This window comes from Enterococcus sp. DA9 (genome assembly GCF_008000875.1).
Lineage (GTDB): Bacteria > Bacillota > Bacilli > Lactobacillales > Enterococcaceae > Enterococcus_B > Enterococcus_B lactis.
In genome coordinates this window covers 74,586-93,857 of record NZ_CP042839.1, presented here as the reverse complement: position 1 = coordinate 93,857, position 19,272 = coordinate 74,586, and the positions used below count along the sequence as shown (strand labels likewise).

The 19,272-nt window shown below is 38.2% G+C and carries 18 protein-coding genes and 2 pseudogenes; 19 read left to right on the top strand and 1 reads right to left on the bottom strand.

The genetic code is table 11. The features are described from left to right. The first annotated feature begins 10 nt into the window (after positions 1-10). The 3 genes and pseudogenes from FTX43_RS01175 to FTX43_RS01165 form a co-directional block, all read left to right on the top strand. Positions 11-274 carry a hypothetical protein gene (locus tag FTX43_RS01175; protein WP_010725227.1) on the top strand — a complete coding sequence of 88 codons (264 nt, stop codon included), beginning with the start codon at positions 11-13 and terminating at the stop codon, positions 272-274. Between the two features lie 11 nt (positions 275-285). Next, the gene (locus FTX43_RS01170; RefSeq protein ID WP_010725226.1) at positions 286-615 is read left to right on the top strand and encodes a phage head-tail connector protein; all 330 of its coding nucleotides are present in this window, start codon (positions 286-288) and stop codon (positions 613-615) included. After that, a pseudogene (locus tag FTX43_RS01165) lies at positions 612-809 on the top strand (hypothetical protein); the annotation flags it as partial. The gene FTX43_RS01170 and the pseudogene FTX43_RS01165, both read left to right, overlap by 4 nt. Before the next feature lie 139 nt (positions 810-948). On the opposite strand, the gene FTX43_RS01160 reads toward FTX43_RS01165, so the two are convergent. After that, positions 949-2,166: an IS110 family transposase gene (locus tag FTX43_RS01160; RefSeq protein ID WP_073490895.1), complete on the bottom strand. Its 1,218-nt coding sequence runs from the start codon at positions 2,164-2,166 to the stop codon at positions 949-951. Positions 2,167-2,532: 366 nt separating this feature from the next. Here FTX43_RS01160 and FTX43_RS01150 point away from each other — a divergent pair, with 366 nt between their 5' ends. The 16 genes and pseudogenes from FTX43_RS01150 (at position 2,533) to FTX43_RS01075 (ending at position 19,229) form a co-directional block, all read left to right on the top strand. Next, a complete protein-coding gene (locus tag FTX43_RS01150; protein ID WP_010722880.1) occupies positions 2,533-2,871 on the top strand; it encodes an HK97-gp10 family putative phage morphogenesis protein in 339 nt (112 codons plus the stop codon). Then, positions 2,871-3,263, top strand: coding sequence for a phage capsid protein (locus tag FTX43_RS01145; protein WP_147607131.1), 393 nt, complete (start codon positions 2,871-2,873; stop codon positions 3,261-3,263). Before FTX43_RS01150 ends, FTX43_RS01145 begins: the two co-directional genes overlap by 1 nt. A 10-nt stretch (positions 3,264-3,273) precedes the next feature. Then, the gene (locus tag FTX43_RS01140; protein ID WP_002293017.1) at positions 3,274-3,786 is read left to right on the top strand and encodes a phage major tail protein, TP901-1 family; all 513 of its coding nucleotides are present in this window, start codon (positions 3,274-3,276) and stop codon (positions 3,784-3,786) included. A gap of 45 nt (positions 3,787-3,831) precedes the next feature. Further along, complete coding sequence (locus FTX43_RS01135) at positions 3,832-4,200, top strand: tail assembly chaperone (RefSeq protein WP_002293018.1); 369 nt, start codon at positions 3,832-3,834, stop codon at positions 4,198-4,200. A gap of 53 nt (positions 4,201-4,253) precedes the next feature. After that, positions 4,254-4,541 (top strand): hypothetical protein, encoded by a 288-nt coding sequence (locus FTX43_RS01130; RefSeq protein WP_002318903.1) that lies wholly within the window; start codon positions 4,254-4,256, stop codon positions 4,539-4,541. Between the two features lie 16 nt (positions 4,542-4,557). Next, positions 4,558-7,379 (top strand): annotated as a pseudogene (locus FTX43_RS01125) (phage tail tape measure protein). Between the two features lie 11 nt (positions 7,380-7,390). Further along, positions 7,391-8,179, top strand: coding sequence for a distal tail protein Dit (locus FTX43_RS01120; protein WP_315970209.1), 789 nt, complete (start codon positions 7,391-7,393; stop codon positions 8,177-8,179). Further along, complete coding sequence (locus FTX43_RS01115) at positions 8,176-11,022, top strand: phage tail spike protein (protein ID WP_147606654.1); 2,847 nt, start codon at positions 8,176-8,178, stop codon at positions 11,020-11,022. Before FTX43_RS01120 ends, FTX43_RS01115 begins: the two co-directional genes overlap by 4 nt. Continuing rightward, on the top strand, positions 10,997-12,754 hold the full coding sequence (locus FTX43_RS01110) for a BppU family phage baseplate upper protein (RefSeq protein WP_147606652.1): 1,758 nt from the start codon (positions 10,997-10,999) through the stop codon (positions 12,752-12,754). Before FTX43_RS01115 ends, FTX43_RS01110 begins: the two co-directional genes overlap by 26 nt. Positions 12,755-12,770: 16 nt before the next feature. After that, complete coding sequence (locus tag FTX43_RS01105) at positions 12,771-13,553, top strand: hypothetical protein (protein WP_147606651.1); 783 nt, start codon at positions 12,771-12,773, stop codon at positions 13,551-13,553. Next, on the top strand, positions 13,553-15,802 hold the full coding sequence (locus tag FTX43_RS01100) for a right-handed parallel beta-helix repeat-containing protein (protein ID WP_147606649.1): 2,250 nt from the start codon (positions 13,553-13,555) through the stop codon (positions 15,800-15,802). Before FTX43_RS01105 ends, FTX43_RS01100 begins: the two co-directional genes overlap by 1 nt. A 100-nt stretch (positions 15,803-15,902) precedes the next feature. Then, positions 15,903-17,273 (top strand): O-antigen polymerase, encoded by a 1,371-nt coding sequence (locus tag FTX43_RS01095; RefSeq protein ID WP_002333072.1) that lies wholly within the window; start codon positions 15,903-15,905, stop codon positions 17,271-17,273. Positions 17,274-17,513: 240 nt separating this feature from the next. Next, positions 17,514-17,651 carry an XkdX family protein gene (locus FTX43_RS01090; RefSeq protein WP_002290625.1) on the top strand — a complete coding sequence of 46 codons (138 nt, stop codon included), beginning with the start codon at positions 17,514-17,516 and terminating at the stop codon, positions 17,649-17,651. 37 nt (positions 17,652-17,688) lie between these two features. Continuing rightward, positions 17,689-17,982, top strand: coding sequence for a hypothetical protein (locus tag FTX43_RS01085; protein WP_147606647.1), 294 nt, complete (start codon positions 17,689-17,691; stop codon positions 17,980-17,982). A gap of 22 nt (positions 17,983-18,004) precedes the next feature. Beyond that, positions 18,005-18,202: a phage holin gene (locus tag FTX43_RS01080; protein ID WP_147606645.1), complete on the top strand. Its 198-nt coding sequence runs from the start codon at positions 18,005-18,007 to the stop codon at positions 18,200-18,202. Between the two features lie 10 nt (positions 18,203-18,212). After that, positions 18,213-19,229 carry a peptidoglycan recognition family protein gene (locus tag FTX43_RS01075; protein ID WP_147606643.1) on the top strand — a complete coding sequence of 339 codons (1,017 nt, stop codon included), beginning with the start codon at positions 18,213-18,215 and terminating at the stop codon, positions 19,227-19,229. The last annotated feature ends 43 nt before the right edge of the window (positions 19,230-19,272 follow it).

Below are 19,272 nucleotides of genomic sequence, written 5' to 3'. Positions count from 1 at the left end.
TACCGGTATTGTGCCAAATCAAAAGACATGGACCGGTAAAGTAGGCGATACTAAAACATTTACTATTTCAGCTGTGCCTGCAGATGCTAGCGATGCAGCTGCTGTTGTTGCAGCTACTACAGCAACTTCAAGTGATGGAGCTATCGCAACAGTGACCAAAAATGAAAATGGTGGTTTTGATGGAACAATTGCAGCAGAAGGGTCAGCAACATTCACATTTACTTCTGGAGAATTCACTACTTCAATCAATGTGACAGGTCAACCTGCTGGTTAGGAAGTAAAAATATGACGATTGCAGAGGATATTAAAAAACTTCTTAAAGGAACACTAGATGAAAAGCTTGAAGTTATTGAGCGAAGAACGAATGAGCGTATGAAAACCTTGTTAAATACGCAAGAAGTTCCTAAAGAATTTGAAACAGTTGTATATGAAGTATCGTTGAAAAGATTCAATAGAATTGGTCAAGAAGGTATGCAGTCATATTCTCAAGAAGGTTTATCTATGGCTTTTCCTGATTCGGATTTTTCAGAGTATCAAAATGAGATTGACGAATTTAAGCGTAAAGATCAGGAAGAGTTGTACAAACCAAAGCGAGGGAGGTTTAAATTTATATGAGATTTACAGATGAAATTATATTTGTTAAACGTTCATCTGACTCTAAATATGATCCAGATCTCGGTGAGTGGGTTGAAGGCAAACCAGAAAGAACAAGAACAGAGGCAAACGTGACAGATATTGGTACTGATAGAAGTGTGACTATTTTTGGTAGTGTGGAAGAAGGGGCGAAGGTCATTAGGACACAGCCTCTTTCCTACGATTAGTCAAGTAAAAGGTGCAAGAAAAATAGCTCGTAAACGAAAGCGACAAAATCAAGGCACACCAAATAAAGCCCCGTTCGTAAAAAATTTTCGATCTGGGCAAAGAAGTGGTATACTGTAAGTGGTTTAGTTAATGGTCCACTGAGACCGCGTACGCATAGTCGTACTCTGTATGTGCCCTAACCATAGCGTGCATACATTTCAGAAGCTTGTTCATACAAGCAACTGTGGCAACCTTCTCTTTCTTAGGGATAGGTTGCTTTTTTAATTTGTAGTAATAATCGACAATATGATTAGGAGCTGCGCGTTGCTGGCGAATCATATTTCGAATGGTGAAGAAAATAATTTTCCGTGCTTTGGGATTACCACGCTTATTGATGCGGTCTTGGCCAGTATACTTACCTGATTGATACCGTCGGATGTCGATTCCGACAAAAGCATTCAATTGTTTATGGGTTTTAAATCGTGTGATATCTCCTAATTCACCGAGCAATAAAGCGGCTGTGAGTGCGCCAATCCCAGGGAACGTTTGGTACAACAAAAAGCAAGGAGAGCCTTCGGCTTTTTTGATCATTTGTGTCGCCAGTGCTTCTTTTTGTTCGAGTAAATCTTGGAGAAGTTCGGCGTAATAGATTGTTTTTTGACATTGGATACTGTCTTTTTCAACAGCTGGATAGGCACACTGTGCATAGTGGATGATTTGATCTGCCTTTTGCTCGGCACGATTCGCGGAGATTTTTTTCCGTGTTTCGTTGATCAGTTTATTTTTTATTTTTGTCCGAGTAGATGCCAATACAAAATCTGGATGGGGAAAAAGACGGATCAATGTCAATGCGTAAGGGGTCAGCCTGTTTGAAAAGAACTGTTCAAGCTCTGGAAAAGTCAACTGAAGACAGTTGTGTAAATCCATGCGCAGACGAGTGATTTTCTTCTCAATTTCTTGATAAAAACGGGCTAAATCGCGCATCTCTAAGTAAAAATTGCTTTGTACTTCTTTTGGCTGACGTTGACTTTTAAGATGAGTCTGTGCGAGCCGATGGGCATCCGATTTATCTGTTTTCCAACTGCGTAAGGTGCTTTCTTCCATCTGTTTTTTCGCTTCTAACGGGTTTAACAAACAGTAAGAAAAGTGATGATCTTGAAAGAACTTTTCGACTGGTCTGGAATAAATCCCCGTTGCTTCAAAAACAATCAATGGACGTTCAGGCAAGTGCTGGATCTCTTCGAGTAATGCATGAAATCCTCTTTGAGTGTGTTCAATCTCGTCTTCAAATAAGCAGGTGTCGTCTTTGTATAGGACACTGTAGCTGTGTCCCATTGAAACATCTAATGCAAGAATGTAAGGCATTTGTTTTCCTCCTTTTTAAGTTTTGAAAGAACTTTACTGCTTCATTTCGATTCCAATTTCCTATACACGGGCTCATGGCCCCAACATACGTAAACCTGATTCTAAAATGACAGTAAAGAAGTTCGGTTTTTGATAGGGACTCGTAGTCCTCAAGGCTTTGTTCGAACTTTCTTTCACTCTTCACTATAATCTAAAAATAGAAAATAGAGGAGAACATCATTCGTCAATGATGTTCCCCTCTAATCTTAGTATGTTTTTCTATCCCTACATTTGACTTTATCGAGATTGAAGGAAAGACTTGGCAACAAACAACAGCTAGAAATCCAGCATATAGAAATAGTTTAATTGTGCAAGAGGTGGTTCTTGATGAAGGCACAACTTGAATATAAAGGAATCGATCAGCTGATGCGACATCTGAAAAAAGCAGCAACGCTTAATGACGTTCAAAAAGTCGTGAAAAGCAATACTGCTGAAATGACTGAACGAATGCAAAAAGGTGCGCCAGTGGATACAGGTTATTTACGAAGATCAATCAACATGACCTTGTCAGAAGCTGGCTTAACTGGGATTGCAGGACCGACAGCAGATTATGCACCTTATGTAGAATATGGCACTCGATTTATGTCGGCACAGCCTTATGTTAGACCAGCGTTTAATTACCAAAAAGTCAAATTTATGGCTGAAATGAAAGCCTTGGTGAAATGATGATTAAGACAAGAGATCAATCAATTTTTGATGAACTTTTTAAAATATCCCAAGAAAAACTAGGATACAAAACATATGATTACAAGCCTTTAGATAATGTTGGTTATCCTTTTGTGGAATTTGAGAACACTCAGACCATCCATGAAGTAAATAAAACTGACATTAAAGGGTCTGTAATTGTAGTTTTATCCGTCTGGGGATTACAGAAGAAACGAAAGCAGGTGTCAAATATGGCATCTGCTCTTTTTAATGAAGCTAGATTGATAGAAGCCACAGAAGGCTATTATTGGGCTTTAAATTATCAAGCAAGTGGAATTCAAGTGATGGACGACACAACAACCAATACGCCCCTAAAACGAGCGGTTGTCACACTTGAATTTAGAATTAGATAGGAGGAAGAACATGGAAGCATTAAAAGGTATTGATGTCATTTTGCTTTATCGCTTATTGAAAAAAGAAACTCAGGAAGCTGCTTGGAAAATGGCATTTCAAACAGAACATGAAAATGGATTATCAAGAGATTCAGACTCTACAGTGACAAAAGACGGAAACGTTCAAAGTTTAAGCCCGGTTGAATATGATTTTTCGGCTACTTCAATAGTTGCTAAAGGAGATTCTCATGTAGATGAAATGAAACAAGCCTTATTAAATGGCGATATCATTGAAATTTGGGAAATCAACAAAGCAGAACAGGGAACAGATGATAATGCAAATAAGTACAAAGCTACTTATTACCAAGCATATGTGTCTGAATTTACTCCATCGGCTGCTGCAGAGGATAACGTTGAATTAAGTTTATCATTTGCAGTAAATGGTGTTGGTCAAGATGGTTATGCAACCTTGACAGAAGATCAAGCTGCTGTCGTTCAATATACATTCAAAGATACCGTGAAAGCAACTTCGACAGGAGCATAAGAGGGCTTAGATGCTCTCTTTTTTATTTTAGGAGGATGAAAAACATTGAAATTAAAAATTAAAGGTAAAGAATATTCGTTTAAATTTGGCACTAAATTTGTACGTGAATTAGACAAAGTGATGCCTTTCATCGATGGAAATATGGAATTCGGAATGGGACTCTCAGCAAAAGTCTTACCGGAATTACGTTCTTATAATGTCAACACGTTGTCACGAGTCTTAGAAATAGCAAATAGAACAGAAGAAGAAACTATTACGTTGGATGAAATGGATGATTACATCGATGAAGTTAAAGACATCGAAAAATTGTTTGATGAAGTCCTAAAAGAATTGGCGGAGTCGAACGCGGGAAAGTTAGCGGTCCGAAACCTGAATCAGAAATTGAAAGAAGCGGAAAAACAACAAGCGGAATAGATTCTGCACTGGCATACGAACAAATTCTTATCAATTCTTTTCGATATTTGGGAATGACCAATATCTCAGATATCGAAAGAATGACGTTATATGAATACAACATTCGTATGACTGCAGCCCAGTTATCTTGGCTTGACAAAGAAAAGTTGATTCACGAATTAGCGTGGGCAAATCAGCAAGTCCAAGCGGAGAAAAAAGTAGGCAAAAAGACAGTTCCTGTATATCGATCCTTTGAAGAATTCTTTAATTATCAAAAAATCGAAGATTCAATCATGGGAGTTTCCGAACTTTCAAAACAAGATAAAAAATTCCAAAGCTTACTAACTAAAGCTAACTCTTGAGGAAAGGAGGAAAATCATGGAACAATTTTCTGTTGAAGCCTTATTAAAAGCCACAGATAGTGGATTTGTAAAGACTTTTAAAGATGCACAAGATGCTGTTAAAACTTTTGAAAATAATTCAAATAGTATGACAACCGCTGTTGGTAAAGTGATGCAAGGTACTGGTGCCGCAATGACAAAGTATATTACCACACCTCTTATAGGAGTAGGCGTAGCAGCTGCTAAAGTTGGTGGTGACTTTGAAGCACAAATGAGTCGTGTAAAAGCTATATCGGGAGCAACTGGCGACACATTCGAACAGATGAAACAGCAAGCGATTGATCTAGGAGCAAAAACTGCTTTTAGCGCAAAAGAATCAGCTGCTGGAATGGAAAACTTAGCTTCTGCTGGATTTAGCGCACAAGAAATCATGAAAGCAATGCCGGGTCTTTTAGACTTAGCAGCTGTATCTGGAGGGGATGTGGCTCTAGCTTCTGAAAATACTGCTACTGCTTTGAGAGGATTTGGTTTAGAAGCAAGTGAAGCAGGACATGTCGCTGATGTATTTGCTCGTGCTGCTGCGGATACCAATGCTGAAGTTGGAGACATGGGAGAGGCATTGAAGTATGTTGCTCCTGTAGCCAATTCAATGGGTATTTCTTTGGAAGAAACTGCAGCAGCTATTGGTATTATGAGTGACGCAGGCATTAAGGGTTCTCAAGCAGGTACAACGTTGCGAGGAGCATTGTCTAGGTTAGCAAGGCCAACAAAGGCTATGCAAGATACAATGGATAATTTAGGTGTTTCGTTTTATGATGCTGACGGTAAAATGAAACCTTTAAAAACTCAAGTAGAATTACTTAAAAAGCTTTTGAAGGCCTGACGCCTGAACAACAACAAAATGCTTTGGTAACACTATATGGGCAAGAATCATTATCAGGGATGATGGCCTTGATTGATAAGGGACCTGACTCATTAGGTAAATTAACTAAATCGCTGAAAGATTCTGATGGTGCAGCTGATAATATGGCTCGAACCATGCAGGATAATATGAATTCTTCCATCGAGCAAATGTTTGGAGCTTTTGAGTCAGCAGCTATTGTAATTCAAAAGATTCTAGCTCCAACGATCAAAAAAGTAGCAGATGCCATTTCTGGTTTGGTGGAGAAATTTGTAAGTGCTCCAGAATCAACTCAAAAATTAGTAGTGGCCATAGGAGCAATCGCTATTGCAATTGGGCCAGTATTGTATGCATTAGGAATGCTGGTTAAAGCGTTTCAAACCATGAAAGTGGGGTTAGGTGTATTAGGTAACGGAATCTCTTTGTTCAAGAAATTAGGTTCCGCCATAGGTTTTCTTACCAGTCCAGTCGGATTGGTTATAGCTGCGGTAGCACTACTTGTTGTAGGTTTCATCTATCTTTGGAATACGAGTGAAGATTTTAGAAACTTTTGGATTGGCTTATGGGAGGGAATCAAGTCTGCTGTAAGCTCGGCAGTAGAATGGATTCAGAATGCATGGAAATCTACAGGAGAATGGTTTAACAATTTATGGAAGTCCATTAAAGAAGGCGCAGACAATGTTTGGACTACAATTCAAGAAGCCCCTGGGAAAGCGGCAGATTGGATCAAGAATAAATGGACTGAAACAAAAGAGTTCTTTTCGAGTATATGGGATGGCATCAAAGAAGCTGCCAGTTCCGCTTGGGAAGGAATTGTAAACATTCTAGCACCGTATGTTATTGCCATAAAAAATGTTTTTCAGCCAATGATTGATTTCTTTACGAACCTATGGTCTCAAATTGGATCAATCGCAGGCTCTGCATGGGAAATTATAAAAACTGCTGTAATGGGTCCAATTCTGCTTTTGATTGATTTGATAACAGGCAATTTTAATCAGTTAAAAGAAGATGCTTCGATGCTGTGGACTACATTAACTACAAATATCCAAAACATTATCACGACGTTTGTAGATATAGTTGTTGCTTATTACACAGCCTTAAAGGATACTGTGATAAATATCTGGAATGTGTTAACTTCTACCATCAAAGATGTGTGGAATTCTTTTACTACATGGATCAAAGAGACAACTAACAATATTGTAAATAGTATTAAACAGGGATGGAATAACCTAAAACAAGGGACAATCGATCTGTTTAATAATATGATTCAAGGAGCGAAAGATTTATGGAATTCTTTCAAAGCTTGGTTTATTAATCTAGTTATTGGAACTAAGGATAACATTATTCAGGGATGGGAAAACCTAAAACAAGGTACTATAGATACTTTCAACAATTTAGTAAGTGGCGCTCAAGAAGTGTGGGATAATTTAGTAAATGCTGTTAGTGATACGGTGGATAGAGTAACTGGCTGGTTTGATAACTTGAAAAATATCGACTTATTAGCAGCCGGAAAAGCCATCATGGATAGTTTTCTAGAAGGGTTACAAAATGCATGGAAATCTGTGCAAGATTTTGTTGGAGGTATTGGTGATTGGATTCGTGAACATAAAGGACCTATCCAATACGATAGAAAGCTATTGATTCCAGCTGGTCAGGCTATTATGAACGGTCTGAATAAAGGACTGACAGGAGGATTCAATGATGTACAGAATACTGTTGGAAGTATGGCAGACTTTATCGCGGAACTTTTCAATGCAAATTCTGATGTAGATATAGCTGCAAATTTGAAAAATGCAAATAAAAACATTGATGCACAAGTTGAACATAAAATAAATATGGGTGGCTCTACTAAACCAGCTGTATTTAAATTCAATCTTGGAAGACAATCGTTTAGATTGTTTGTGGACGATATTTCACAAGCTATGGGCGAAGGTGCAGACATTAATCTAGAATTTTAGGAGGGAATATTTTGGATCAGCGAGAAAATAAAATGTACTCATTCAAAGACACAACTATTAATCTCAATAGTTCTAAAAGATTCCTTCCAACGTCTGCCATGATGTACGATGGAATGTATTTAGAAGATTTGATTGAGGGGTATCAAACACTCACGGTTGAAGGTAGAGAAATGCTTTCTGTAGAAGTTGAACAGCAAGAGATACAAATTGGTTCAATCATTACAAATCAGAAAATACCTTCAAGAACACTAAAAATAACATATAAACTGGAAGATAGAGATCCAGAAAAACTACAGTTTAAATTCAAAGAACTGTTGAATTATTTATACCGGAATGAAGACGTGGAAATTAGGTTTCATGATGAATTAGATTATTATTACTACGGTCGCTATACATCAACTGATACTGTTCCAGGAGAATCCAACTCGATTATTTCGAGTTTTAATGTATTCTGTGCGGATCCACTAAAGTATACGAAAGAATGTGTTAGTGATGGCTATATTGGAAATCCGATACAGTTTCCTATAACACCAAGAAAAATTGAAGTTACTTTATCCATGAATAATTCAATCAAAATTACAAACGGAGAACAAAATATCACGATAACTGATGCGGCAATAAAAACAGGAGACGTGTTGGTTTTTGATTTTTCCGATGAGCAGGTAACTGTAAACGGAGAAGATTGTACTTCTATGATTGATTTAGAAAGTGATTTTGAGAACTTTTATCTTAAGCAAGGTCAGAAGATAACTAGCAATAATGGGAAGCTTAAAATATTCTATAGGGGGGCGACAATTTGAGTGAGACAGTTTATTTCTTTGATCACTTGCAAAAACTTATTAAAAGGAAAAATACAAGAAGTTTGATTGAAGTCTCCCAAGAAAAAGAAATTAGTTCTGATAAGAGCGATCTAATGAAAGATACTCTATACGTTACGACAAAATATGATAAAGAAATAGAGGATGCAAGATATATGGCGATTCGTGAAAACGAGTCGTCTTTTTCGTTGTATCGAATTACTAAAGTTAGCGACCCATCTGAAACATTAGAGTTTACAGGGTTAGGATTTGCAACAAATGAATTAGATGCTTACATCATCAAAGATATTAGACCGAGTGGGCAGCCCTTAAAAAATGTCCTTGATCGATTGATTGAATTTACTGAAGGAAATTGGCGCGTTGGTCACGTAGAAGCAATGTTACCAGCAGTAACTGCAACTTTTTACTATGTCTCTGTAAAAGAAGCGTTGAAAGAATTGCAAACCTTAGGCATGGAATTTGTCTTTAGGTGTTCTTTGAATTCTGATGGAATAAAGGATAAATGGATCGAAGTATATGAACAAATTGGTGAAGAATCGAATACACGTTTTGTATATGGTAGTAAAGCATTAACAGTTGTAAGAGAGATAGATAGAAGCTCAATCTCAACTTCAATGATAGGTCGTGGGCGAGGCGAAGAGGTCGGCGACGGATACGGTAGAAGAATTGAATTCACTGATGTTGAATGGAAAAAGTCGAATGGTGATCCTTTAGATAAGCCTAAAGGTCAAAATTGGCTTGAAGATCCGGAAGCAACTCAAAAGTATGGGATACCACAAAAAGATGGATCAATGAGAAAACGAGAAACCGTAGTAGTGTTTGATGATATAGATGATCCAACAGAATTACTTAAAAATACTTATTCAACCTTAATCGATTCTGCTAGACCGTTAGTACAATTCAAAGCTGAAGTCACTGGAGGAGATGTGATAGGAAATACAGTGACTATTCACAGATACGATAAAGGTTATCACTATAAAACTCGTATTTATAAAACTACATTCAATCGGCTTACCGGTCAAACCCATATCGAACTAGGAGATAATTTAACACAAGACGTTAGAAAACAAACGGCTTCTATTGTCAATAATATTAATAGTTTAGAATCTAGCAAAATGACATTTTACGAATCGACAGAGATTGGAAAATACCAAGATGACATTATGCGAGGCGCAGGAGATAATGGCGGTTCTATTTATTGGGTAAATGGAATTGAAGCTGGTGTTAGTGATAGTAGAGAAATCTATGAAACTGTTTACATGGATGGACCTAACATTCCTAGATCGCGCTTTTTTATGGTCCAAAATAACTCAGGAATATCTTTCAAACAGTGTAAAAAAGGTGAATGGCAAACAATCCAAGATGTACACAATGGCGATAGCACGACTGCGTGGACGTTGGATGGAACTTTCAATGCTAATTTTATTAAAGCAGGAATTCTTTCAGGTATTCTCGTGCAAGGGGTAGCTTTAAAGACATTGGATGATAAAGATTTCCAATTAGTGGCAGAAGGAGGACAACTTTCTTTTGAAAAAAAGGTCATTTCAACTGGGCTTGACGATGTTCACGGAGAATCGCTTGGATCCATCGTAGCAACTTATGGAGGCGGAAAAATAAATGGGTTTGCTGTATGGAAAGAACCAAACTATATTTTTTCCATTAACGCTGGGGACGGCGGCGATCGAGGGAATCCTATTTTTCAAATTCCAGCAGACGTTACTGCTGATAAGCGCAAATATAATCTTTACGGTGATGGTAAATTTTCAGAAGGAAATATAACCATAGATGGCCGTCTAGATGTCAAAGAATTATATGTGAACGGCGTTAAAATCGATACAAACGGTGGAGACAATAATGGAGGAGACAATACTGGAGGAAACGATAACGGTTGGAATGGACAATATCCACCAGAAGTAACTACTGATCGGGATAAACGTTATTGGCAGATTTGGGCAATGGCAATAGGTGCTGGCTTTACTAAACAAGCTGCTGCAGCCTTACTTGGAAATGCTCAAGGAGAATCAGATGCTAATCCAACCGCTGATGAGGGCAATGGCGCACCAGGGTTCGGATATGGTATATGGCAATGGACGGATTCCACAGGTGCAACTAGCGGACGTGTCTATATGCTCAACTTAATGACAAAGGCTGGCATCAGTGATGATCCAGACACGATCACGGCGCAGTTCAAATTGTTGATGTGGCATGCACCGAACGGTCAATGGCTTGTTACTAGCGCTTATCCTTACACATGGACACAATTCATGAATCTAACCGATATCAACACAGCAGCACAAGCATTCGTGGCTAACTTTGAACGTCCACGTGATCCACATCCAGAACGGACGACATGGGCACAAGAATGGTACGACAAATTCAAAGATTTGGAAATTCCTGCATCAAAAGGATATATAAAACCAATTGCAGATCCAATCAGAGTGACGAGTGAATTTGGCTGGCGCACTTCTCCAATTACAGGCGCACAAGAATTTCATAACGGTATTGACCTTGTAAATGGAAATCCTAATACACCTATTTTTGCATCAGCAGATGGCGAAGTGATTGTTGCAGGTGATGCAAATTACTTTGACTGGTATGGAAATTGGACAGTGATTAAACACGCTGATGGAATGTATACAGGCTACGCACATCAAAGCCGAGTAGACGTCTCAAAAGGTCAGAAGGTAACTGCTGGTCAGCAAATTGGACTGATGGGCACTACTGGACCGTCAACAGGAGAACATTTACATTTTCAATTTATGGATGAGTTTTATCCATCATCGGCAGCGCATTTTCACAATGCAAGAGACTACATCGATTTCTAAAGGAGGGATAGTCGTGGCAGAAACGCAGCATAAAATGGTCCTATCCACCACCGAACCAAACAACGGAATAAATTTGGTTCGAATTCGGCAAGGGGATGTTTTAACCCAAAAGTTCGTTGTTGAAGTGGTGGAACATGGCAAACTAAAAACATTCGATGGCTTAGTGCCATTTTTTATTAATACAACAAAATTTGGCGAAAACCAACCTGTTGAACAAAAAGTACAGGAATACAGTCCAGCACAGGCAAGGCTTGTTTACACGTTAAGCGAGCCTGACTGGCAATGGGGTGGTGAAAACACCGCCCATTTCAGCTTCCGATCACTCAATGGCGATGGAACTTGGAGTGAACAATTTAGCACGCAAGATTTTACCTATCGAGTCATTTCTGGAATATCAAGAAGTCGATTACGTGATTCTGGCTATGTTTGGACTTTTGAAGATTTACTAAGAAAATTCAAAGATTATATGAATCAAGGAAAGAGTGACTGGGAGCAGTGGTTAGAAGATAATCGTGAAATACTGGAAAACATCGATCCAGGTGGTACGATCATCAACATTTTGAATGAAGCTAAAGGCGACTACGAATCATTAGCTGATCGTTTAAACAAAAAATACCAAGTGCCAGTCGGCAGCTCACAAATTAGAGAAACAACACGCTTTTTTGATTACGACGCGATGAAATACGTTGACCTAGTGCCGCGCAATTTGAATACGGTTGTCAACAGTGTTAATAACAGTAAATTTAACTTTTCTTTCATTACAGACATTCACGTAGATAATCACAACTTGCGTATAGATGGTGTCGGCTACAAAGACGCTTACTATCTAAGACATTGGCGCGCAATCCCTCAATTTCAAAAGTTAGGGAACAAGACAGATGTGATGATCTATGGTGGAGACAATATTGACGGCGGGCTTGGTTCACTCGGTAACGACACAGGCATTATTGACGAATGGAGCGCGCGACATTCTATGTTAGGCACGCTCAAACGCTTCACTAACGCAGCAGTAGCAGGACAAGAGAAACCGGTCGTTATCTGTAAAGGGAACCATGACGCTTGCTTTGAACCTACGTGGCTCAAACGAAAAGGGATGTTATGTAACGCCGACTTTGAAGAGTATTGGAACGGCCTATACGGAGGTACATTATTCCCAAATAAAAATGTAGCAATTTACCGTTTTGATACTTGCGATTTTTACGAAGGCGGCACAGGCGACAAGTACGTGGACGGTTACAGCAATGAAACGCCGGGAGTTTTCAGCGCTAAACAAATCAACGCCTTCGGAGAATGGTTGATGAACGTTCCGAGAAACTATCATGTGGTATTAGTAGGACATACACCTTTACGTTTAGCTAGTGCTAATGTTCGTAATATCAACATGATTAGCGCGTTGGTAGAAGGCTTTAAATCTGGAAGCCCAGTAACTATTAATTGGGCCGACTTAGGGCAACCGAATGACGGTTCGTTCGGTGGATCGAAGACCTTCACTATGAACACAAAAGGCGCGGGCGTTGTGGTAGGTTATTTCTGCGGACATTGGCACCAACACCTCGAAGATATGTTCGGAACAGTAAAAATGATTATTTGCGACGTTGGTTTTTCTCAAACAGCTAGCCAAGTAGACACGCCGGACGAATTAGCGTTTTACAAAATAGAAGTTGACACAGCAACGAGAAAAGTGACAAGTAAAGGCGTAGGACGCGCGAAAGACTTCACTTATAACTATTAAGGCGGTGAACAATTAAATGTTAGATTTTCAAAGCAAACCAAATATTTTTGAAGAAATGAGTTATGAAGAGGCTGTAAAATGGTTATTGCGTCAAGCGGCTATCCATTACGACGGTTCGGATCACGACGCGCACGTCCTAGCTACTGAAAGCAACGCGGGCTTTGCTACACCGGAAACAGTTATGCAAGCGCGTGGGCGTTGGTTACGCGATTATAAGCTACCACAAAAATATCCGAACATTTTAGACATTCCGCCCGGCAAATACGCAACCAAAGCCGGATGGGGCGCAGACAACCCCGGCGAAATCGAAGATAACAGTTACGTCGAAATGATGGTATTCGCGGATCACGATTTGAGAAAATTAATCGTTGCTTTTGCTCGTTATAGCGGCGAAATTTACATCAAAATGACACATAACAGCGACCCGGTAGAAGGTTATAATTCGCTAGGTTGGCGGCGCGTTTACACTACTTCTGTTCTTTTTGAGGGAGAATTAAGAAAAGGGCAATCAGTCAATCTACCAGACGATACTTTCCGTTACCAAACGCTCCGTATCCACTATACAGACGGCAACGGCGACTTTGGGGAAGAAGTAAAACGTCAAAGATACGCGCGGATTACAAAAGCTAATTTATGGAACGAGAGTGCAGGAATGACGTTGATCGAGTTTGAACTGACAATCGAAGCGCGAAAGATAACGATGTCAAACGGCAGAGCTTTAGATATTTCATCCGGCAATGTTTCCAATCCCGCAATGAGCAACGACGTGAAAATAACTAAGATTGAAGGTGTGAAATAATGGCGCATGTCATCAAAAAAGGCTCTATCAAAGTACCTACACAGCCGAAAGACTACGATTTGCAAGCAACGGGGCTTGTATTTAAATCATACGATAATCAAATAGCGTTAGAGTTCAACGTCGAACAACAGAACGGCACACCGGCGGACTTGCTAGGAGCTAACTTGCGCTTGTTGATGTTTATTTATGATGAAGTAGATGGAATGATCACGAAAGAGCCAATCCCTTTTATCACGAAAAACCTCATTACAGAGAGTTTTCTAAACGGTCATGTAAAATACATCCTACCAGAAGCGCTGAAAGCCTATAACGGCGTCGTGGAAACTTATGTTTACATCGAGTATCCCGACGGCACAACGAGCGATAACATCGGTTTTACATTCCGTATGAAACGTTCAGAAATCGACGGACTAGCGCAAGATAAAGCTGACTACTTCATTGAAGACTTCAAGCAATTGCTTGATGGAGTCAAACAAGAAGCAACGGATGCAGTGAATGAGGCACTAGCAAAGGTTGAGGTTGTTTCTGAAAATGTTAGTTCAGCGCAAAATGATCTAACTATACTTGAAGGTCGTATTGATCAAGCCAATCGGGAAATCGACAAGGTTCTTTCTGGCGCAAATAAATTCCGTACAGATATCGATACACTTAAAAATAGCAAAGCAGATAAGACATTTGTTGATGCACAGTTGGCACAAACTGCTCAGGATTTAGAGCAACGAGGAGTTAATATTGAACAATTTGGAGCAAAAGGTGATAACAGTACAACTAACACTCAAGCTATTCAAAGCGCTGTTGATTTTTTAAATGGATTGGGTGGAGGTACACTGGTTGTTCCTGACGGAATTTTCTTGATAGATGGTTTAATTAATATTCCTTCCAATATACAGATTACCGGTATTACTAGAGCTAAATCCAAAATTAAAACAACAAACCAAAATGCTCACATTTTTAGGATTAATGACAATGCCGTTAATATTAGAATTTATGATTTGTCTTTTGAAGGCACTGGCATTGTCAGCGCTAGTGGGACACCTAGTTACGGTGTTTACGGAAGGGGTACTACAGGTGTAACTATTGAAAGATGTTCCTTTGAATACTTAGGTGGTGGCGGTATTTATTTACTCTCGAATACAAAAAGAGTAAGGATTTATGATTGTTATCTAAATAATAATCCATATGCAAGCCAAGAAAACTTCGATATTCAGATTTACGATAGAGCAGAGGATGTTCGCATTATAAATAATGAATGTCTTTCTGATAACGATATGGGAATTGGTGTATTCTTTAGAGACCTCACTAATGTATGGGTTGAGAATAATAAGTGCCATAATCATCAACGACATGGAATTATCGTAGGTTATCACTCGGGCACACCTATAGGAATTAATATTAGAGATAATAGGTGTCATAACAACGGATGGGTAGGGATATACACCGCTTTCGATCCGAGTACTGTATTGGACGGTAAAACCGTTATTACTAATAACCAATGCAGAGGTAATGGCTATAACGCTTCTCCTGTAGGCTCTCCGGACGAAAGCATAAGAGGCGGTATCGTTTTCTCTGGTTTCAACGCATTAATCGAAGGCAATCACTCTTATAATAATTTAGGTAGCTTTGGCTCAGGTATAAGATCTAGAGGAACCGACCTCTCAATTTTAAATAATTTTTGTTTGGATAATGAAGGTGATGGAATAATCATGTGGGCGACCGTCTCTTCGATAAAAAATAATAACTTAATACAGGGTAATTCTTGTTTGCGAAATGCAGGAGATGGAATAAGAGCGGCTGGAGGATCAAATTCTATATCGGTCGAGAATATAAACATAATCTCTAACAAATGTAATAAAAACGGGGCTAGGGGTATCAGCGCTATTTATTGCCCTTCGGGTTCAATTACGAGCAACGAATGTTTAGAAAACGGGTATAACGGAATATACTCCATACACAATACTTTTAAGCTAATGATCCATAATAATAAATTATTAAATAATTGCAAAGATGAAAGTAGAACAACTTATTTAGCTGGATTGTGTCTTGGTGGTGGAAGTGGTGTTAGTGTTCAATCAAACATTATCTCTCAAGATAGCGGAGAAAGACAAACGCATGGAATTTGGGCATTAAGCGGTCAAGCTAAGGCTGTTATTATTGGTAATGTAATTGATGGAGTGAGTACAGGTATTCAAGATGCAAGTGGAACGGCATTAAGAGCTAACAACGCTATTAATGGAGTTTTAGGGGGGTAATGTTCAGGGGGAAATTTACAGGTTAATCTAATATAGGATATATATATTTCTATAAATGTATGGTATTTTAGTATTAGTAATTTGATAGGAGATATATATAATGATTAACAATTACACCCAAAAGAGAGTTGGAGCAATAATTAGACAGGGAGTATTAGGGTCGCTTTTAATTGTAACTGCAATGATCTTAATATTACCTTCATTCATTAGTAACCAGTACCTAACCACACTTAATTATGGTTTTATTCTCACGAATTTATTAATTGGTGTTGTTTCGTGGTTTATGATCGTATACGAAACCAGAAAAGCCCCATACTCTTTGCATTTGATACATTGGGTATTCCAATTTATATTCTTTTTTATTGCATCTGCCGTACAATATTGGGAAAACACTTTTCCGTGGGGATTTTTAACTTCTAATAGTGAATATTTATTGAAAGCTAATTTGGTTATCTTAGTTTGGCAATTTTTGTGGATTTTAGCAACTAAGGTGAAAAGCCCAAACCAAGTAATTACCAAAACAAAATCGGACAAAACTTTTGTAAGTTACGCAAAGATTAATTTTGTTTTTATACTATCTTTCTTGGTAATGTTGTATTTTATTTATCTATATGGCTTTTCTGGCTTGTTCACAAGGGGAAGTAATATGACAAACCTTGTTGATAACTCATCTTTTAGAACAGTTATTACTGTTACTCTTAGGTCGATACCGGTTTTATTATTAACTTTAATCGCTTTAAAAATGAGATCAAATAAAGGACCAATTCTTAAGATAGTATTATTAATAGCTATTGGTATAACACTTTTAACGAATTTTCCGTCCGCTACTGCAAGATATTGGGCAGCAGCAATATATCTGGGCTTGTTTTTAACTTTCTTCAATATAAAGTCTAGGAATTTGGTAGTTTTCTTATTAATATTCGGTTTAAATGTTATATTCCCTATTTTAGGTGGTGCTAGACGAGTTGAAACTTTAGGCGAATTTCTTTCTGGTATTTCATTTTCGTTGGGCTCAAACTTAACTTCAGGTGATTACGATGCTTTTTCACAAATTGCCCATACTATGTTTTATATTGATCATTACGGAATCACAATGGGAAAACAATTACTTACTGTTATGTTATTCTTTGTTCCGCGAAGTATTTGGGAATCTAAATCGATTGGAAGCGGATATTTAGTCGCAGAAGGTATTCAACTTCCATTTTATAATGTGTCTAGTCCTTTACCCGCAGAAGCTCTGATTAATTTCGGAATAATAGGTGTAATAGGATTTGCGATCTGTATATCAAAGTTGTTTTCGTGGCTAGATAAACAGTATTGGGAAGGTAATAAACCTTCTATAAAAATAATATATCCATTTTTTATCGGATTCACTTTTTTTGTAATGAGAGGAGATATGTTGTCATCGATTGCTTATATTGTCGGTTTTTCAATTTGTTTTCTTTTATTTAAACCCAAACTCAAGTCATAGTAGGAACAAACTGCGCGGTAAATAAAAATTAAGAAACGAAGGTAGCCGAGAAATCGGCTGCCTTTTTATATTGAGAAAATGAGAGTGAGAAATGGTAAATAGGAAATTAAAACAAGATCTACAGAAAGTTTCCAACAAGCGACCTAGTGACTTCTAGGATGCTTTAGGGTGTCACTTAAGAGGGATTACAGTGCATGAGTTGGGAATGGCTAGTAGGTTTGTTAATTGGAGGTGAGTAGTATGTTTAGTTTTAGCGATGTGAAAATGATGTATGATTGGGGCTGTTTTACTGACGATCAAGTTCGACTATTCGTTCCACTATGCATTACAGACGAAGAAGCAGATAAAATTATTAGCAAAGAAGAAAGCGCATCTTAATTGATGTGCTTTTTATTTTGATTTAAGGAGTTGTCACATGATTAATTTAGGGGAATGGGGAACAATCGCAGGATCAATCACTGCGATTGTTTCTTTGGTTTTATTAGTAATAAAACCAATTACTGCATCTTTCTCGAAGATTACTGAGACTCTTTCAAAAGTAAATCACAATTTAGATTTGCTGACTAAAGATTTAGAATCGAGCAAATCAGATCGATTGATGATTCATGAAGAACTAAAGAAACACGATGAAAGATTAGATACACATGCAGAAAAATTGGTGGAACACACGCAACAAATTAAAACTTTATTTAGAGAAAGATCCAGGTAAAAAAGAAAGGAGTTAAGAAGAAATGATTTTACCCGATAAGTATTATCAAATCACCAAATGGACGGTTTTAACAGTTTTACCAGCTGCATCTGTTTTAGTAGCCACGTTAGGAAAAGCGTATGGATGGAATGGAACAGATATGACAGTACTGACTATCAATGCAGTAGCGACGTTTTTAGGTGTTATCACTGGTGTGTCGGCTTATAATTTGAAAAAATAGGAGGAAAAAAATGAAAAAGAAAATTTTTGTAGGAGCCGTGGTGGCTCTTTTTTTGTTGCCAGTAAACGCATTTGCCTATACTATTAACGATGAATATAATCTAGCTCCAAATCAAGGAGATTCAAGATTAGCAATCCCAAACAAAATTATTTTACATGAAACTGGGATAGATGCACCTGCAAGAAACGTAGCCGCCAACATGAAAAATAATTATAACGGAAGTAATCCTTATACTACAGATGTTATTGGTGACGGTGGGATTGTTTACCGTGTGGGTGAGCAAGGATATGTTTCGTGGGGAGCTGGTAACGCCAATCCTTATGCGCCTGTACAGATTGAATTACAACGCACATATGATAAAGCATTGTTTGAAAAAAACTATCGAGCTTACATTGATTATACAAGAGATAGTGCAAAAAAATATGGAATTCCATTAACTCTTGATCAAGGAACTTCTTTACTTACAAAAGGAATCGTTTCTCATTTGTGGGTGACAAATTATGTTTGGGGTAATCACACCGATCCATATGGGTACTTATCGCAAATGGGTGTCAGCAAAGAAAAGTTAGCCTATGATTTGGCTCATGGCTTTACGGATGACAACCCAACAACTTCGGACGATAAACCAGTCATTGATCCAACTAGAACAGGTGCAGCAAATCCTACACTGACAGATGGAACGAATTACGCCCACATTGATCAGTTTGGAGAAATCGAAAATGCAAACTTGCATGTGGCTGGATGGCACATTGCTAATTATAAATACGAGTATATTTTCATTATGGACTACAATACTGGGAAAGAATTAGCTCGAGTAAGAGCTGATGGAATTTATAGACCAGATGTAAACCAAGCTTATAATACTTCTGGAAATGTTGGTTATCATGTATCTTTCAATATGCGTAATTTTCCTAATAAGAAAGTCTATGTAATGATGCGGGCAACGAATGATCCAGAAGGGAACACTAAAGGCGGAGCACAAGATTTTCATGATAAACGCTGGTATTTAAATATTCCGCAACGATAAAAAAATAGCCCCTCGTTGAGGGGCGGTACATAATTATATTGAA

What these genes read in the sequence shown, in the direction of transcription:
- FTX43_RS01170 (WP_010725226.1), top strand. Translation starts at nt 286, where the DNA reads ATGACGATTGCAGAGGATATTAAAAAACTTCTTAAAGGAACACTAGAT.
- FTX43_RS01160 (WP_073490895.1), bottom strand. Translation starts at nt 2,166, where the DNA reads ATGCCTTACATTCTTGCATTAGATGTTTCAATGGGACACAGCTACAGT.
- FTX43_RS01150 (WP_010722880.1), top strand. Translation starts at nt 2,533, where the DNA reads ATGAAGGCACAACTTGAATATAAAGGAATCGATCAGCTGATGCGACAT.
- FTX43_RS01145 (WP_147607131.1), top strand. Translation starts at nt 2,871, where the DNA reads ATGATTAAGACAAGAGATCAATCAATTTTTGATGAACTTTTTAAAATA.
- FTX43_RS01140 (WP_002293017.1), top strand. Translation starts at nt 3,274, where the DNA reads ATGGAAGCATTAAAAGGTATTGATGTCATTTTGCTTTATCGCTTATTG.
- FTX43_RS01130 (WP_002318903.1), top strand. Translation starts at nt 4,254, where the DNA reads ATGACCAATATCTCAGATATCGAAAGAATGACGTTATATGAATACAAC.
- FTX43_RS01110 (WP_147606652.1), top strand. Translation starts at nt 10,997, where the DNA reads ATGCAAGAGACTACATCGATTTCTAAAGGAGGGATAGTCGTGGCAGAA.
- FTX43_RS01105 (WP_147606651.1), top strand. Translation starts at nt 12,771, where the DNA reads ATGTTAGATTTTCAAAGCAAACCAAATATTTTTGAAGAAATGAGTTAT.
- FTX43_RS01100 (WP_147606649.1), top strand. Translation starts at nt 13,553, where the DNA reads ATGGCGCATGTCATCAAAAAAGGCTCTATCAAAGTACCTACACAGCCG.
- FTX43_RS01095 (WP_002333072.1), top strand. Translation starts at nt 15,903, where the DNA reads ATGATTAACAATTACACCCAAAAGAGAGTTGGAGCAATAATTAGACAG.
- FTX43_RS01090 (WP_002290625.1), top strand. Translation starts at nt 17,514, where the DNA reads ATGTTTAGTTTTAGCGATGTGAAAATGATGTATGATTGGGGCTGTTTT.
- FTX43_RS01085 (WP_147606647.1), top strand. Translation starts at nt 17,689, where the DNA reads ATGATTAATTTAGGGGAATGGGGAACAATCGCAGGATCAATCACTGCG.
- FTX43_RS01080 (WP_147606645.1), top strand. Translation starts at nt 18,005, where the DNA reads ATGATTTTACCCGATAAGTATTATCAAATCACCAAATGGACGGTTTTA.
- FTX43_RS01075 (WP_147606643.1), top strand. Translation starts at nt 18,213, where the DNA reads ATGAAAAAGAAAATTTTTGTAGGAGCCGTGGTGGCTCTTTTTTTGTTG.